Below are 16149 nucleotides of genomic sequence, written 5' to 3'. Positions count from 1 at the left end.
GAATCTTTCTGATTAATCAAAAGTTTAAGAGGATAAAGTACTATTTTTTAACCAAAGAAACGTAGAGATAATGGATAAATTTTCCTAGATTTGAGGGATAGTTTTATCCAGTCAATTATACTATTTAATATACTTATGAAAAAAGACATTCATCCAGAATATAGGCCAGTTGTCTTTTTAGACACTTCTAGTGGTGCTAAGTTTATGACGCGTTCTACTATACATACATCAGAAACTATTGAGTGGGAAGATAAAAAAACATATCCTTTGTTTAAAGTAGAAGTTAGTTATGTTTCCCATCCTTTTTATACAGGTAAGAAAATTTTTGTAGATACAGCAGGTAGGATTGAGCGTTTCAATCAAAAGTACAAAAAGAAAAATGTTACTATTTAAATAGACTAATAATCTATAAAGTCTATTGTTTCTTCTAACCAATACATATAGTTTGGTATTACGTTTAGTCAATGGTCGCAATTCAAGGAACCCGTTAGTGGTTGTGTCAAAGTTCCTTTTGATGTTTGCATTTTTAACCATATCTGTTAGATCAATTTTTTGCATCAGGGGTTAATTTTTTGTAGTTTTCAATTAATCAGAAAGTAATGCAGGATACATAAAAATTTCTTCCTATATGCATTAGCTGGTTGTAAGTATATGGTGTTGCTAAAAAAAGGGAATAGACTAGGTGTTCAAGTAGCAAAGATTTAAATCTATTATTTGATATGCAATTTGCCAAGATACCTGACCACTACGCTTTTAAAAATGCTTTAATAAGAATGGCTGCTACCGATAAGGTAGCACATGCGCAGCTTTTTATAGGTCCTACTGGTTCTGCAAATCTTGCTTTAGCATTAGCCTTTGCTACTTATCTAAATTGTAGATCCCCTAAGCAAACAAATGCTTGTGGCAATTGTTTTTCCTGTGCCAGCATGGAACAATTGACCCATCCGGATTTGCTACTAATTTTTCCTAAAAAAACTAGTAGTGCAATTTTTGATGCGCAATCAGATAGGAATTATCTAGACACATTCCGTAATTTGCTTAAAAAAAATCCTTTTTTGACGTTAGAAGAGTGGATTAGTGCTATGCACTTTGATCGTAAACAATGTCAAATTAGTAAAAAAGAGGTTGGTAAAATTATCGAACAACTTAGCTTAAAACCTTTTATGGGGCCATATAAAGTTGTCTGCATATGGCTACCAGAATATCTCCATCATACAGCAGCTAATGCACTATTAAAAACCTTAGAAGAGCCACCGCCATCTACTGTTTTTTTATTGGTGGGTTCCAATAGTGAAAAAGTATTACCAACCATTCGATCACGTGCTCAACACCATGCTATTCCTCCTTTTTCCGAAGAAGCCATTGAGCAAATGTTGCGCAATAGCTATAGCGATTTAGATGCCCATCGATGTAAAGAGATAGCATTTCTAGCTCAAGGGAATCTGTCTAAAGCTTTTCAACTGATCGAGCAAAGTGTTAGGGAAAACTTTGACTATTTTAGTCAGTGGATACGTTGTTGCTATAGTGGTAATTTGATTAAATTAGTTGCCCAAGCTGAAGTATTTTATAAACTATCTATTGAAGTACAAAAGAATTTTTTTACTTATGCACTACAGATGAGTAGAGCCACCTTATTGGGCAAATTCAATCATCCACTTTTTCAACTAGGTTTGCCTGCTGAGGCAACGTTTCTCAAGAAATTTGGTCTTAATGTGAGCATAAACCAATTAAAAGAGATTATAACACAATTGATGCAGGCTTATTATTATGTAGAACGAAATGGCAATCCAAAAATGGTTTACCTCCATATGTCCATTCAAATCATAAATATTTTTGCCTCTATTTAGCTATTTCAAGCGGGGCTGTATTTGCGTGCTGATACTGCTTATATTAGAACTAAAGCAAGATTTATCTATTTTTCAGCTATTATAGACTGGCACAGTAAGGCTATATTGCGTTATAAATTATCCAATAGTATGGTACAATGCTTATCACTAGATCTGTTACAAGAAGCGCTTAGTAGCGTAACGTGAAATCTGGATTTATTTACTTGATTTGTCATGGATAAAAAAATTCATATTTATGGTTTAAATATAGAAGAACAAGCTTTAACACAATTCAACAATTGTTGCAGTAAAGACGGTTCTGTCGCATTTGTTTTAAGGCGTCAGTTAATTTATTATTTTTAGTTAAAAATTGACTAAAATATTTACTATTACCCTGAGATTATTGCCATATTTTAAAGGATTGTGTGCATCACCAGAGTTAATCCTTCTATTTATGTATATCAAATGTCGTTTTTCTTTAAGCTATAGAGACTTGGAAGAGACGATGCGTATCAGAGGCGCAAAGATTGATCATGCTACTTTACAAAGGTGGGTCATTAAGTTCATGCCACGCATAGATCAAGAAGTAAGAAAAAGAAAACGCCCAGTTGGTAGTAGCTGGAGAATGGATGAAACGTACGTAAAACTAAATGGTAAGTGGATTTATTTATATAGAGCAGTAGATCGTTATGGAGATACAGTTGATTGTCTTCTAAGTGAACGTAGAGACAAGTCTGCAGCTATTTCTTTTTTTCGTAAGGCTATCAGATATAATAACACTCCATCCAAAGTGGTAGTTGACAAAAGCGGTAGCAATAAAGCTGCACTTGATGCATTAAATACAGCAATAGATCAAGATCAGAAGATTCAAATATTTCAAAACAAATACTTGAATAATAGAGTTGAACAAGATCATAGATTCATTAAAAAACGGATCAAACCTATGTTAGGATTTAAGAGTTTTCATGCTGTTAACATTACCATTACAGGAATAGAAAATATTAGAATAATTCAAAAAGGACAATTAATAGGAGCTAAAAAACAAGCATCTACTTTTGAGAACTTTGCTAAACTTATGGCCGCATAATATCCAAATTTGAAGACAAGAGACAGAACTATACAAAATTAAATACAGATGCGACAGAACCGCATCCGAATCCCACAGATTATATCAGTATCTTTCGTAACCTAGCAACTGGTAGATGCAATTGCTTTCTGTACTTAGTGACGGTACGGCGTGCCACATTATATCCCTCAGCTGCCAATAACGCTACAATACGTTCATCCGAGTAAGGATTTTTTTTATGCTCAGTATTAATTAATTCTAAAATTCTGTTTTTAACAACCTTATTGCTAATATCTTCTCCAGTAGATCTGTTGATGGCTTCAGAGAAAAAAAACTTTAGAGGATATACACCAAACCTACCTTGTACTGACTTTTGGTTGACAATTCTTGAAACAGTAGACGCATCCATACCAACTCTATCGGCTACATGCTGCAAAACCATTGGCTTTAATTTATCAGTTTCTTCCTCTTCTGAAAAGAAAGCATATTGCAGTTGTAAAATTGCTTCCATAGTTTTTAAAAGTGTTTCACTCCGCTGACTCAGCGCTTCCATAAACCATTTGGCATGCTCTAGATTTTTTCTTAAAAAAGCAATCATCTCCTGACTTTTTAAATCTTGTTTACGTTTTTTCTCATACGTTTCCAGTATATTAAGATATCTTTTATTAAAACGTGGCTTATAAATCGGGTAGTGAACCAGTTCAACACTAAGTTTTCCTCGATTTTCTAAAATTATAAAGTCTGGAGTAAGATACTCATTGCCATACCCTATTCCATTATTATGTTGGCCTGGCCTAGGATTAAGCCGAGCAATATGTGCCAGTGCTTTCTTTAAAAAATTTGTGTCAGTAACGCCTAATTTTTTAACCATTACGCCGTAGTGTTTCTTCGTAAAAGCTTCAAAACAACTACTTACCACACGCTGTGACAACTGAATAAGTGGATCTTTCTGATTTTGCCCTTTCAGTTGAATTAATAAACACTCTTGTAGATTTCTAGCTGCAATGCCAGGTGGATCTAAATCCTGAATAGCGGTTAATACTTCTTCAACTTCTTCTAGAGACAGTTCTAAATAATGCATTACATGAAGATCTTGTAACACTGTTTCCAAATCACATGAAAGGTAGCCATTTTGATCTAAACTACCAATTAGATGTTCACCTATTATATATCCTATCTTATTTAAGTGGAGCAAATGAAGTTGTTCTCTCAATTTTTCTTGTAGTGAAACAATAGCTGGCGTCCAAAGGTCACGCGTGGGATGAGCCTCTGTTTTGTATATTTTTTTATTTAAATCAATTGAACGATAATCAGAAAAATCCTGAGCAAGTTGTTCTGATAGGCAAGATAGTTCTTCACTTGCCACCTCTTTTACCTCATCTAATAAAGGATTCGTAACGACCTCTTTTGAGATATAGTCGTTAAGTGCTACAGTAGGTACTTGTAATAACTTAATAAATTGAATTTGTTGTCCCGACAATCTCTGGGTTAACCGTTGTTCTAATTGTAACTTCTGCATCTTAGCATTCAGTTGGATTACATAAAAACTATTTATAGATTAGACCTTACTGGGTATGTAAGAAAATATGAATCTTTCCATACTATTCCTATACTAATAAAGAGCATAACATTGTATCACAAAATTAAAGAACTTTTACAATTTGGCACAGTAGGTAGTGCAATTGAAGCAAAAGGCTGGATCCGCACCAAACGTATCAATAAACAAGTTATATTCCTTACGATAAATGATGGTTCTTGCCAACAAAACCTACAGGTAGTTATGGCACCATCTGCACTTCCCAAGACACTGCTCAACCAACTGATTACAGGTGCTAGTATTGCAGTATCTGGCAATCTAGTAGCTTCAAAAGGTAGCAATCAATTGGTGGAATTACATGGTTCCCAACTGACCCTACTAGGTAATGCGCCAGACTATCCCTTACAACCCAAAGCCCATTCGTTAGAATTTCTACGCACATGGCCACATCTTCGTTTTCGCACCAATACCTTTAGTGCCGTGTTTCGCATTAGACATGCCGTTAGTTATGCAATTCACCATTTTTTTCATGAGCGTGGTTTTTTTTACCTTCACACGCCTATTATTACTGCAGCTGATGCAGAAGGTGCAGGAGAATTATTTCGTGTAACCAGCCTGAATATTGCCCACTTACCTAAAAATCTAGATGGTAGTATTGATTTTAGAGAAGATTTTTTTAATCAGGCTACTAACTTAACAGTATCTGGACAACTTGCTGCAGAAGCAGCAGCCATGGGACTAGGGGCAGTCTATACCTTTGGTCCTACTTTTAGGGCAGAAAATTCTAATACAACCAGACACTTAGCAGAATTTTGGATGGTTGAACCAGAGGTGGCTTTTGATAACCTAGAGGATACTATTGCGCTTGCAGAAGCGTTGTTAAAATGCTTATTAGACTATGTACTAAAACAGTGTCCCACAGAACTGGATTTTTTGAACCAACGTTTGCTTAACTATAGCAACGAACAAGATCGAGCTGAGCTGCGGCTGTTAGAACGGTTGCGATTCGTATTGGCAGAGCCTTTTGCGCGTATTACCTACACAGAAGCCATTGCCCTTTTAAAGGAAGCTGAATCAAATAAGCAAGGTAAGTTTGTCTATCCTGTTACCGACTGGGGTATGGATCTTCAATCAGAACATGAACGTTATTTGGTAGAACATCATTTTAAAAGACCTGTAGTAATAACGGATTACCCAAAAGATATCAAAGCATTTTACATGCGACAAAATGATGATGGCAAAACAGTAGCAGCTATGGATGTGCTTTTCCCTGGTATAGGAGAAATTATTGGAGGATCCCAAAGAGAAGAGCGCATAGATTATTTAGAAAAAGCAATGCAGCGTACTTCTATTCAAGATCTAAACTGGTATCTGGATACCAGACGTTTTGGTACCGTACCCCATAGCGGATTTGGTTTAGGGCTTGACCGGTTGATATTGTTTATAACGGGTATGGAAAACATACGTGATGTGATTCCATTTCCACGTACACCAGGTCATGTACCTTGTTAAATGGCTCTTTCGCAGGTAAGGAAACAAAATTAAATAAAAGTTGTCCTAATTTTTCGGGCCACTATATTTTATTTATTTTTATTTTCGCTAAAAAATAGATAAATTTACAATTGCTGGTGTTAATAAGGATTTCGTAGCTCAGCTGGTAGAGCATCTCACTTTTAATGAGAGGGTCCTGGGTTCGAGTCCCAGCGGAATCACGTTTTTACGTCAACAAATAAAATATAAAGCATAAATGCCCGTCTCTTTTATTACAAATTTCCGCCATTTAAACTTTAAAACCTTTAAAAAGCATAAGTTTTTTAAAGGTTCATTGGTAGCATATGGTGTATGGCATTAGTGTTGGTTGGTCTACATCCTCAATGTCGCTATTTTAGCCTAATTAAGGTCCGTTTACAAAATAAATCTATGTAATATGGCTAAAAAATATATATCCCATCAACTCATCTGGTTGCTTGTCATCATTACTACCTATGTAACAGGAGGGAGTTGCGATAGTTGTAACCATAAGCGCACCTCTACCCCTAAGCCTACCCCTACTATGCCTACGGCTATAGATAACGCTGATTCAGCATCTAGCACCTCTTCAGGTTATGCGAGTGACAGCAGTGGTGGACCATCTTCTGCCACCAGTGGTTCCTCAAATTTTTCTAGTGGTAGCGCTTCCTCAAGTCGGTCCAGTTCCCCCGCTCGTCCGACTGATTTTGCTGGCCTTCCTAACATCGGCAATACTTGCTATATGAATGCAGTGCTGCAGATTATTGCAGCGTTGTATGAAGACAAGATAAAAAGCCATAGTGGGTTAAAAAATTTGGTCAATAAAATAAATAATGGTCACCAGCCGTTAAAGCGTGAGGAGATGGAAAAATTTGTGACGTCTTTACCAGAAAATGCGCAAAAGATGGCAAAAGAGGCACAATCAGGCACACAACAAGATCCTCATGAATTTATCGCTAATCTAGAAAAAGAGCTAAATCTTGATCGTGTTGGCTGTGGTAACCGATTCCTTTTTAAAACTACAAAAAAGAATAAAAAGAATTTGTATCAGCAATTTAACTCTATTGAGGACGAAAAGCAGGAACGCCAATTATTTGTATCTCTGGATGAGCAAAAAACCACTCAATGTTTTTTGAGTAAGATGATTGCATTGAGCAGAGAAGAATTAGTGACAGATCCGTGTGTAACAAAAGATCCAACGCGCTGTTCTTACTACAAGGGTCCTAAGTCTTCTTTTTTAAAAGAAAATGAAAATAATCTAGAAATTCAAAATCAGGACCCTGAGAAATTACAATCTTACATTCAGCAACACGTGATGAGTAAAAGTAAAATACCTTCTATATTGTATGTACAATTGAAGCGGTTTACAAACGAAAACACTAAAATCGAAACAGCAGTTGATGGAACATTTGAGCTTACGATTAAGCCAGATCCTAATTTAAACGAAACTATTCATTTTGATTTACATGGATTTATTCTACACACAGGAAGTACAAATGGTGGCCACTACATAGCCTACGTAAAACGCAATGAAAAATGGTACGAAGCAAATGATTCGTCCATAACTCAAATGAGCGAGTCAACAGCTATAGATAAATCTAAACAAGCCTATCTATTGTTTTATAAAAAGAAATAATATAGACTATGATTTTTTGTATATGCTGGTTAGATGTCTTAGCAAAGAGCTGCTTTCCAATGGTCACATAAAACAGCTGTGGCTACAGCTGCATTCAAAGAATTGGCAGTGCCATACCTAGGAATACAAACAGCATCTGTAACCACTGCTTGTATGGCAGGCTGAATCCCATGGGATTCGTTCCCAATGACTAATATTCCATGGTCTGGAAAGGCAAAATCGCCTACCCGTTTGCCCTTTAGCATAGCCCCTACAATAGGTAGGTTTAGATTTTGTAAATAGCCTGGCAAATCTACATAATGTAGGTCCACCTTTAGAAAAGAGCCCATGCTGGCTTGGAGTACCTTTGGGTTATATAGATCCACAGTTGTTTGCGCACAAAGTATGGTTCGTATGCCATACCAATCTGCTATACGGATGATCGTCCCTAAATTTCCAGGATCTTGTATGCCATCCAATGCAAGGGTTACACCCATCAATGGTAAATGAGGTTCAGTAGGTTTCGGTATAGCCGCCACAGCCAGTACTTGATAGTTATGGACCAAAGACCCCAACCTAGAAAGGAGCTCCTTCGGCGCCTCAAATGCTTCCATCGTGCTAGGAAAGGTTGCAACAATATTTTTATTTTCGAAAAAAAAAGAAGAGGTACCCACGATACATTTTATGGTATAATCAGAAGAAAGCAAGGCCTCGATACCTTTTTTACCCTCTAAGACAAAAGCAGCTTGCGCTAGACGATGCTTTTTAACCCCCAGCTGACGGATAAATGTAGCTTTGTTTTTACTTAAGGTAGGATACATATATAGACACATTTTATGCTACTTTTTGCTGGATCAAAAAGTAGCACAAAAATGGCTTAGCAACTTACTTACGAGCGTACTTAGCTTTTACATAATGAAACAACAAATAATAGATTGCAAAGATGCATGGCACCATAGCAATTTTTAATATAAAAAGCAATGATAAAAAAGGTAAAAAGAATAATATTATAGCAATTAAAAAGCCAGTTTTAAATGAAATCATAGATCAAAAATAGAAAAAATGTATATAAATAACCATAACGCGTACTATAATATTACAACTATTTTCGAAACCATCCAAAAAAACCATCCCAAAAAAGGTTGCCTTGTGTCCATAGGGTCTAAAGATTGTATAAAATATTTTTATCCGAATTTTTCGAGCTACTATAGATGGCACAAAATCAAATCAGTTGGGATAGCCCATACTGCTTACCAAGCATTAACATATAATCCAATGCTTCTTGGTATCTATTTTTAATTGTACCTTCTAATATAGCCTCCTTAATTGCGTTCTTAATAAGGCCTATTTGAGGAGATGGTTTTAATCCAAATGTTTGGATAATAATTTGACCCGTAATAACAGGTTGAAAATTTCTAATTTTATCACGCGCTTCTACTTCCCAGACGCGCTGCTGTACCCTATCAAAGTTGGCCAAATATTGTTGCACTTTGTCCTCGTTTTTAGAAGTTATATCAGCTCTACACAACAAAAATAAATCTTCTAAATGATCACCAACTTCATACAAAAGACGCCGTATTGCGCCATCTGTGACCTCACGGGCCAAGGCTATAGGACGTAAATGCAACCTAACCAATTTTTGTACATAGCCCAATACTTCTTTAGTGATAGGGAAGCGCATTCTTTTAAAAATCTTAGGCAACATTCTAGCACCCTGTTCTTCGTGGCCATGAAAAGAAAACCCATGTATGGGATCAAATCTTTTCGTCAATGGTTTAGCGATATCATGCAAAACAGCTGCCCAACGAAGCCATAATTTACTAGAATGGTGGGATATATTGTCCAAAACTTCAAGGGTATGGAAAAAATTGTCTTTATGAGAATGGCATCCAATTTGTTCTTTCCCTGCAAGGTTGTGTAATTCTGGTAGTACAACGGATAATAGATTGGCATCAAATAAAAGTTTAAACCCATAAGAAGGCCGATCAGTCATGATTATTTTATGAAGCTCCTCTGAGATACGCTCCTGAGCTACAATAGCCAATCGATCCTGAACAGTTGTCATGGCCAACCATGTTTCTGGTACTATGGTAAAATGAAGCTGAGTCGAAAAACGTATAGCACGCATGATCCGCAATGGGTCATCTGAAAAGGTTTGATAGGGATTAGAAGGGGTTCTAATCAAACCATGCATCAAATCGCTCTGGCCGTTGAATGGATCTACCAATCGTCCATAATCTCCTTTGTTTAAAGAGGCAGCCATTGTATTAATGGTAAAGTCTCGACGCATTTGATCATCAGCAAGTGTTCCTGTTGATACATTTGGATGACGAGAGGTCAGCACATAGGATTCTTTTCTGGCGCTTATAAACTCTAATGCCCACTCATCCCATTGCAACATAGCGGTACCAAAACGTTTAAAAAACGTAACTGGAACATCTTTGTATTGTGCTACAGCTTGTGCGAGTACAATACTATCTCCTACGCATACAATATCAATATCTTTGGCAACACGGCCTAAAAACAAATCACGTACAAATCCTCCCACTACATAGGTTTCCAATGAAAGGGCATCAGCCATCTCCCCGATTTGACGCAACACAGGATGATCCACGATTCTATCCAAGGAAACGATACAGTTGTTAATTTTTAGACTGTCCAAGATTTTATTTTTTAAATGATCTCTTTTATGCTATACCTAGCTAAGCAGCAGGAGAACATAGTTCTGGATTTTCCATAGATATCTGTTCTTTGTTTTCGTAAAAAGTAGCTTCTATAGACTCCACTACCTTTTGTATAACCTTCCTATTATTGAGCTCGGCAATGCCTTCTTTTACTGTACGACCTACTTTATTACCATGACAGGCACCGTATACGGTTATACATTTAAAATTTGATTTAGTAAATCCTTCTGCATGTTGTGTATCAACAGGAAGCAACATATCATGCTCAGACGTTTCATTGCCACCAATCAAACGTGCATAGGTAGCATTCAGTTTATTCAATGCCTCAGCGCTAATAGAGGATGAAAACGGATGAAAAAGATTGGAAAAATCAGTTAAAACACCTGCAATAGCGGTAATAGGAATATCAACTTGTTGGAGATTTTTAGCAACATAACCACATATAAAATTACTCTCTGGTTCTAATATGGCAGCGCCAGGGCATACTTTATTCATAAAATATGTGACTGCTATGCTGTACAAATTAGGCCATTTTTGAGCTAATTCGGGTTTAAATTTAAAAAAATATTTGATTACATCTTTTCCATAATTTTTTTGTATTTTATCTAAAGTAGGTTCTATTTTTTTAAATTCTTGCTGAAACCCGTTGATATTTTTTATGTGGTCCATTACGGGCGCGCCTTTCCATGGTGTGCCTATAGTGATTAAATGATTAATATCGATACCTTCCTGCTTTAAACGACAGCGGTATTCTTTAACCAGAACAAATCCCCGCAATCCCCCTTGGCTATGGCCGATAATTACGATATGCCTACCAGGAAGCATTGCTTTTATTTCTTTATATACTGAGTCAGCTTGCTCGCTTATAGGAAGTAAGGTAGTAGGGGACTCAAAAGAATTTAGTATCCCTTTTTTATTAGGATCTTTATTCAGACTTGTTGAGGCCAGTATACTAGCATGTGGAAATTTTTCTTTTAAAACTGCCTGCATAGTAGCAAAATCATAAGACAGCCTATGCAACCCATGCAACAATACAATAGCTTGTTTGCTCTCTTCTACTTTAGGGACTCGTTTCAATTTCTTTACTTTTTTTGGATACGGATTAGGATTATTTGAGCAATACAAGGTTGCTGTAATGGCATCAGTTTTGTCTAATGAAGCTTTTGACGTCAATAGTGTTTGGGGATTTAGTGGAAGTGGTACTTTATCTTTGCTATGTTTGCGTACACAATTTTTACTGCTACAACCAACAGCTAGCGCTAAAGAAACCACGCAACTAGATCGACCAATGGAAATAAGGGCCTTACGCATCCCTATGATATAGCGCATACTGGTAAACTTCTATAATATAAAAGAGTGACGAAAATGGTTTAATAATTTCCTACAGTATTTAAATATAGCACTTTTGATCTATTTTAAAAAGATGGGCCCGATGAGGATAGTATAGGCAACCCCTTGTTTGGCCTTTATCTAACTATTTATTAAATTGGCTTACCCATTTACCAACGCACAAATGTAATCCCTATGGAAGGTTTAAACCATCAAAGCAGACTTGCTTAGATTGCATCCAATATAAAAGTAAAATGGTCATCACAACGAAACCAGCTACAGAAGCATCCTATCTTTCTGGACTTAATCAGATGCAAAAAAAAGCAGTTACCCATACCGAAGGTCCCTCCATTGTGGTAGCAGGTGCTGGCTCAGGTAAAACCAAAGTATTAACGGCCAGAATAGCCCATCTCCTTAAGGAAAACAAAGCAACAGCTGATCAAATTCTCGCTTTAACCTTTACCAACAAAGCGGCTTCTGAAATGCGTCAACGGATCACCCAGGTAGTAGGCAATGGCACTAAAGCGATATGGCTAGGAACCTTTCACAGTGTATTTATGAAACTATTGCGATATGAAGCCAATAGTTTGGGATATCCTTCCAATTTTAGTATTTATGATACAGACGACAGTAAGTCACTTATCAAACAAATTATTAAGGGAATAGATCTTGATGAGAAAGTATATAAACCAAGTATTATATTAGGACGTATTTCCCATGCTAAAAACAAATTGATTACGCCAAAGGGCTACGCTGCAGATCCAACCTATCAAAAAGAGGATGCCTATATGCGTATGCCTAGATTTAGTGAAATTTTTATAAAATATACCCATTACTGCTTGCAAGCTGGTGCAATGGATTTTGATGATCTATTGGTACAGACACATAAGCTGCTATATGATCATCCTGCATTAAGTGAAAAGTATCAACAACAATTTCGCTATATATTTATTGATGAGTTTCAAGATACCAACTTGGTTCAATACTGTATTGCAAAAAAACTAGCTGCCTACCACCAAAATATTTGCGTAGTGGGAGATGATGCACAGAGTATTTATGCATTTAGAGGTGCCGATATTCAAAATATTTTGCATTTTGTCCATGACTATCCTGATCATCAAATGATCAAGCTGGAACAAAATTACCGCTCTACCCAACATATTGTAGATGCAGCCAACTGTATTATTAGCTATAACGAAACACAATTAAAGAAAAAAGTTTGGACCGCCAATCCTATGGGTGCCCCCATTGAGGTGCTGACGACTATGTCAGATATGGAAGAAAGTCGGTTGATCGCAGATAATATTTTAGCAGAAAAATTGAACCACCAACTGCTTTATCGCGATTTTGCCATCTTGTATCGTACCAATAATCAATCCCGGAATTTTGAGGAAGCACTCCGTAAAAAGAATATTCCTTACCGGATCATTGGGGGACTTTCGTTTTATCAACGCAAAGAAGTCAAGGATCTTTTAGCCTATTTGCGTTTGGTAGTAAACCATAATGATACGGAAGCTTTTAGAAGGATTATTAACTTCCCTAGAAGGGGAATAGGCCCTACTACTATTAATAAAATTCTTTCTATTTCAGCTGAAAAAATGGTTCCCTTCTGGACTGTACTGGGTAATGTAAATGACTTTTTAAGTGGTGCTACTGCAGCCGCTGTAGCCCGTTTTGTAACATTGATTCATACCGCTACTTTAAAGCTAGAAAAAGAAAATGCATATGCTATAGCAGACTACATGGCCAAAGCATCTGGTCTACTCAAGGAACTTCATGAAGATAAAACAGTAGAGGGATTAACCCGCTATGAACATATCCAAGAACTGTTAAATAGCATCAAACAGTTTGTAGACCACCCTGACCACCATGATCCAACTCTAGGCAGTTTTTTACAAGAAATAGCATTGATTACTAGTGCAGATAAAGAAAATTCAAATGAAGATTCCATTACACTAATGACGATCCATGCGGCAAAAGGGCTAGAATTTAAATGCGTATACCTGGTAGGCATGGAAGAAGAGCTCTTCCCTTCTGCTATGATGTTGGGCAGCAAAGCAGACTTAGAAGAAGAAAGGCGTCTTCTTTACGTAGCTGTTACCCGTGCCCAACTAAAATTAACGCTGTCTTATGCATTAAGCAGATACCGATTTGGCAAATTAGCCAATGTTCAGCCAAGTCGTTTTTTAAAAGAGATGGGTTGGATGGACCATACGGCAACCAAAGCTATGGCTAAAAGGGTAGCGACGGATACGCTCCATACTGGTAAGCCTATGGCCACCCAAAAGCAGTCCAACAAACCGATCCGCACTATTGGCCCCATGGTGGCACCTGCTAGACTACGCATTCCTACTGATCCTAGTGCTATACAGGTTGGCCATACTGTCCAACATCTTCATTTTGGTGTAGGAAAAGTCTTGCAGTTGGTGGAATCTTCAACCATGCGTAAAGCTGTTATTCTTTTTCATAAATTCGGGGAAAAGACTTTATTGTTAAATTATGCAAAACTAGAGATACTGCCTTCTAAACAGAAGGCCTATTGAATATTATTTATTATTATAACCCAATAACCCATAATGTACGACTATAATACAACTAGATCGCCTTTAATCCTTAAAGAGTATGGTAGAAATATACAAAAGCTTATGGAACAAATCGCAGCGATTAAGGATAAATCGGTTCGCACGCAAAAGGCCCATAGTATTGTAAAGCTGATGGAAGTGGTTAATCCTAATGCAGAATCTCTTGAAAAACGTTGGGGTGATCTTTTTATCCTGTCAGATTACAAGTTAGATATCGATAGCCCCAATCCCAAACCTATTAAACGAGAAAGTAGTCAACCCCATTATGCGCATATGCCCTTTGTTAAGCTAATCAGATACAAATATTATGGGCGACATATGGAATCACTTTTGAAAAAAATTACTACCTTGCTCACGCTTAAAGAACAGCAGCAAATGCTTATAGCAGCTGGAAAGCTTATGCGCCGTCTTAGTAGCACATGGAACAACGATTACATCAGTAATGAAAGAATGATGCAAGATATCAAGCGAATGATACCAGATGGTACAATACTTGATGTAGAAATAATACGGACACTACCAGATGAAGGTGTAAATGGTCAAAAGTCTAGAAACAAGTATCAAATCAAAGTCAGCACTGCTAAAAAGTAGCTAGGCCCCATACATAGGGTAGTATAAAATTAAAGCAATGGGCAAATTTATTATCCATGGAGGGCGCCAATTGTCTGGCACCATTAAACCACAAGGGTCAAAAAATGAAGCACTGCAGGTGATATGTGCCACCTTACTGACCGATCAAGTTGTGACTTTATACAATATTCCCAACATTACAGATGTACAACATCTGATGAAACTACTGGTCCTGCTAGGGGTTAGCATTACCCCATTGGATGATGGAGGGTATCAATTTTGTGCAATGGATCTTGATAAAAAGGTGATGTGTACCACAGTATTCCGACAAACGTACACTAAAGTAAGGGGCTCTATTATGTTACTGGCTCCGCTCTTAATCCGTTTTAAGCAAGTAGCCATAGCAAAGCCTGGAGGAGACCGAATTGGACGCAGAGGCTTACATGCGCATTTTGAAGGATTTGAACAATTAGGGGTTGCTTTTTACTACGATGGTGCCAAAGCAACTTGGGAAGCGAAATGCGCTGCGTTGAAGGGCGCTGATGTACTGATGCCAGAAGCATCGGTAACGGGCACCGCAAATTTGATTATGGCTGCCAGCATGGCCAAAGGCAAAACCATTATTTATCCTGCCGCTTGTGAGCCGCATATACAACAACTTTGCCATATGCTGATAGCCATGGGTGCGCGTATCACAGGTATTGGCTCTAATGTATTAACCATAGAGGGCGTACAAGGACTCAGGGGCACTACCCATACCATTTTGCCCGATCTATTGGAAATTGGAAGTTTTATTGGATTAGCTGCAGCTACCCAATCAGCACTAACGATTACAGATGTGCCTATTAAATTTTTTGCACCCATTTGGTATTGTTTTAAACAGTTGGGTATTGTGATAGAAACACAAGAGCATAAATTGCATATTCCATTGCAACCTTGCCATGCTATTAAAACAGAAATGGATGGGAAGCTAGTAACGCTGTATGATGCAATTTGGCCAGGTATACCTGCTGATTTAATTAGTATTGCGGTTGTAACTGCTGTACATGCACAAGGTCATATTTTAATCCACCAAAAAATGTTTGAAAGCAGGCTCTTTTTTGTAGACCACTTGATTGAAATGGGTGCACGGCTAGTCTTATGCGATCCACATAGGATCCATATAGTAGGCTTAGGCCCTCACCATAGGCTACAGGGTACCCATATGAGTTCAAGTGATATTAGAGCTGGCATCGCTTTATTAATTGCTGCACTAGCTGCAGAAGGCACAAGTACGATTGAAAATATTGGCCAAATTGATCGAGGATATGAATGCATTGACCAACGCCTCAATAACTTAGGTGCATCAATTGAAAGGGTTTCATAGATGCAAAATCTTCTGGTTCTGTCGCATCTGTATTTGATTTTGTATAGTTCTATTCCTTGTCTTGA

General features: G+C 37.3%; 12 protein-coding genes and 1 tRNA gene. 9 read left to right on the top strand and 4 right to left on the bottom strand.

Annotated elements, in window-relative coordinates:
* The first annotated feature begins 135 nt into the window (after positions 1–135).
* The 3 genes from AL022_RS00165 (at position 136) to AL022_RS00155 (ending at position 2913) form a co-directional block, all read left to right on the top strand.
* Positions 136–393: a type B 50S ribosomal protein L31 gene (locus AL022_RS00165; protein WP_014934191.1), complete on the top strand. Its 258-nt coding sequence runs from the start codon at positions 136–138 to the stop codon at positions 391–393.
* A gap of 326 nt (positions 394–719) precedes the next feature.
* Positions 720–1847: a DNA polymerase III subunit gene (locus AL022_RS00160; protein WP_014934190.1), complete on the top strand. Its 1128-nt coding sequence runs from the start codon at positions 720–722 to the stop codon at positions 1845–1847.
* 358 nt (positions 1848–2205) lie between these two features.
* The gene (locus AL022_RS00155; RefSeq protein WP_041546162.1) at positions 2206–2913 is read left to right on the top strand and encodes an IS6 family transposase; all 708 of its coding nucleotides are present in this window, start codon (positions 2206–2208) and stop codon (positions 2911–2913) included.
* A gap of 79 nt (positions 2914–2992) precedes the next feature.
* On the opposite strand, the gene rpoN is transcribed toward AL022_RS00155, so the two are convergent.
* Positions 2993–4411 (bottom strand): RNA polymerase factor sigma-54, encoded by a 1419-nt coding sequence (rpoN, locus tag AL022_RS00150; RefSeq protein ID WP_014934186.1) that lies wholly within the window; start codon positions 4409–4411, stop codon positions 2993–2995.
* A gap of 111 nt (positions 4412–4522) precedes the next feature.
* Between rpoN and asnS the strand changes: the two genes are divergently transcribed.
* The 3 genes from asnS to AL022_RS00135 all read left to right on the top strand — a co-directional run bounded on the left by asnS (position 4523) and on the right by AL022_RS00135 (position 7574).
* A complete protein-coding gene (gene asnS, locus AL022_RS00145; protein ID WP_014934185.1) occupies positions 4523–5941 on the top strand; it encodes an asparagine--tRNA ligase in 1419 nt (472 codons plus the stop codon).
* Positions 5942–6068: 127 nt separating this feature from the next.
* Positions 6069–6141, top strand: a tRNA-Lys gene (locus tag AL022_RS00140).
* A gap of 215 nt (positions 6142–6356) precedes the next feature.
* Positions 6357–7574, top strand: a complete 1218-nt coding sequence (locus AL022_RS00135) for a ubiquitin carboxyl-terminal hydrolase family protein (RefSeq protein ID WP_014934184.1) — start codon at positions 6357–6359, stop codon at positions 7572–7574.
* Between the two features lie 38 nt (positions 7575–7612).
* On the opposite strand, the gene AL022_RS00130 is transcribed toward AL022_RS00135, so the two are convergent.
* The 3 genes from AL022_RS00130 to AL022_RS00120 all read right to left on the bottom strand — a co-directional run bounded on the left by AL022_RS00130 (position 7613) and on the right by AL022_RS00120 (position 11566).
* Entirely contained in the window at positions 7613–8374 is a 762-nt protein-coding gene (locus tag AL022_RS00130; protein WP_014934183.1) for an RNA methyltransferase, read from the bottom strand.
* A gap of 401 nt (positions 8375–8775) precedes the next feature.
* Positions 8776–10215, bottom strand: a complete 1440-nt coding sequence (locus AL022_RS00125) for a CCA tRNA nucleotidyltransferase (protein WP_014934182.1) — start codon at positions 10213–10215, stop codon at positions 8776–8778.
* A gap of 40 nt (positions 10216–10255) precedes the next feature.
* The gene (locus AL022_RS00120; RefSeq protein WP_014934181.1) at positions 10256–11566 is read right to left on the bottom strand and encodes a lipase family alpha/beta hydrolase; all 1311 of its coding nucleotides are present in this window, start codon (positions 11564–11566) and stop codon (positions 10256–10258) included.
* A 254-nt stretch (positions 11567–11820) separates the two neighbouring features.
* On the opposite strand from AL022_RS00120, the gene AL022_RS00115 reads away from it, so the two are divergent.
* The 3 genes from AL022_RS00115 to murA are packed head-to-tail and all read left to right on the top strand — an operon-like array spanning position 11821 to position 16084.
* The gene (locus AL022_RS00115) at positions 11821–14109 is read left to right on the top strand and encodes an ATP-dependent helicase (RefSeq protein ID WP_014934180.1); all 2289 of its coding nucleotides are present in this window, start codon (positions 11821–11823) and stop codon (positions 14107–14109) included.
* A gap of 33 nt (positions 14110–14142) precedes the next feature.
* Positions 14143–14739, top strand: a complete 597-nt coding sequence (locus AL022_RS00110) for a DUF4290 domain-containing protein (protein ID WP_014934179.1) — start codon at positions 14143–14145, stop codon at positions 14737–14739.
* A gap of 37 nt (positions 14740–14776) precedes the next feature.
* Positions 14777–16084: a UDP-N-acetylglucosamine 1-carboxyvinyltransferase gene (gene murA / locus AL022_RS00105; protein ID WP_014934178.1), complete on the top strand. Its 1308-nt coding sequence runs from the start codon at positions 14777–14779 to the stop codon at positions 16082–16084.
* Positions 16085–16149: the final 65 nt, after the last annotated feature.

It is taken from the genome of Cardinium endosymbiont cEper1 of Encarsia pergandiella (assembly GCF_000304455.1).
Classification (GTDB): domain Bacteria; phylum Bacteroidota; class Bacteroidia; order Cytophagales; family Amoebophilaceae; genus Cardinium.
Note: the sequence above shows the minus strand (reverse complement) of the source record. Positions and strands in the feature narration are given on the sequence as shown.

Excerpts from the sequence above, each read along its gene's own strand:
- AL022_RS00165 (WP_014934191.1), top strand. The coding sequence starts at position 136 with ATGAAAAAAGACATTCATCCAGAATATAGGCCAGTTGTCTTTTTAGAC.
- murA (WP_014934178.1), top strand. The coding sequence starts at position 14,777 with ATGGGCAAATTTATTATCCATGGAGGGCGCCAATTGTCTGGCACCATT.
- rpoN (WP_014934186.1), bottom strand. The coding sequence starts at position 4,411 with ATGCAGAAGTTACAATTAGAACAACGGTTAACCCAGAGATTGTCGGGA.
- AL022_RS00120 (WP_014934181.1), bottom strand. The coding sequence starts at position 11,566 with ATGCGCTATATCATAGGGATGCGTAAGGCCCTTATTTCCATTGGTCGA.
- AL022_RS00115 (WP_014934180.1), top strand. The coding sequence starts at position 11,821 with ATGGTCATCACAACGAAACCAGCTACAGAAGCATCCTATCTTTCTGGA.
- AL022_RS00130 (WP_014934183.1), bottom strand. The coding sequence starts at position 8,374 with ATGTATCCTACCTTAAGTAAAAACAAAGCTACATTTATCCGTCAGCTG.
- AL022_RS00135 (WP_014934184.1), top strand. The coding sequence starts at position 6,357 with ATGGCTAAAAAATATATATCCCATCAACTCATCTGGTTGCTTGTCATC.
- AL022_RS00110 (WP_014934179.1), top strand. The coding sequence starts at position 14,143 with ATGTACGACTATAATACAACTAGATCGCCTTTAATCCTTAAAGAGTAT.
- AL022_RS00160 (WP_014934190.1), top strand. The coding sequence starts at position 720 with ATGCAATTTGCCAAGATACCTGACCACTACGCTTTTAAAAATGCTTTA.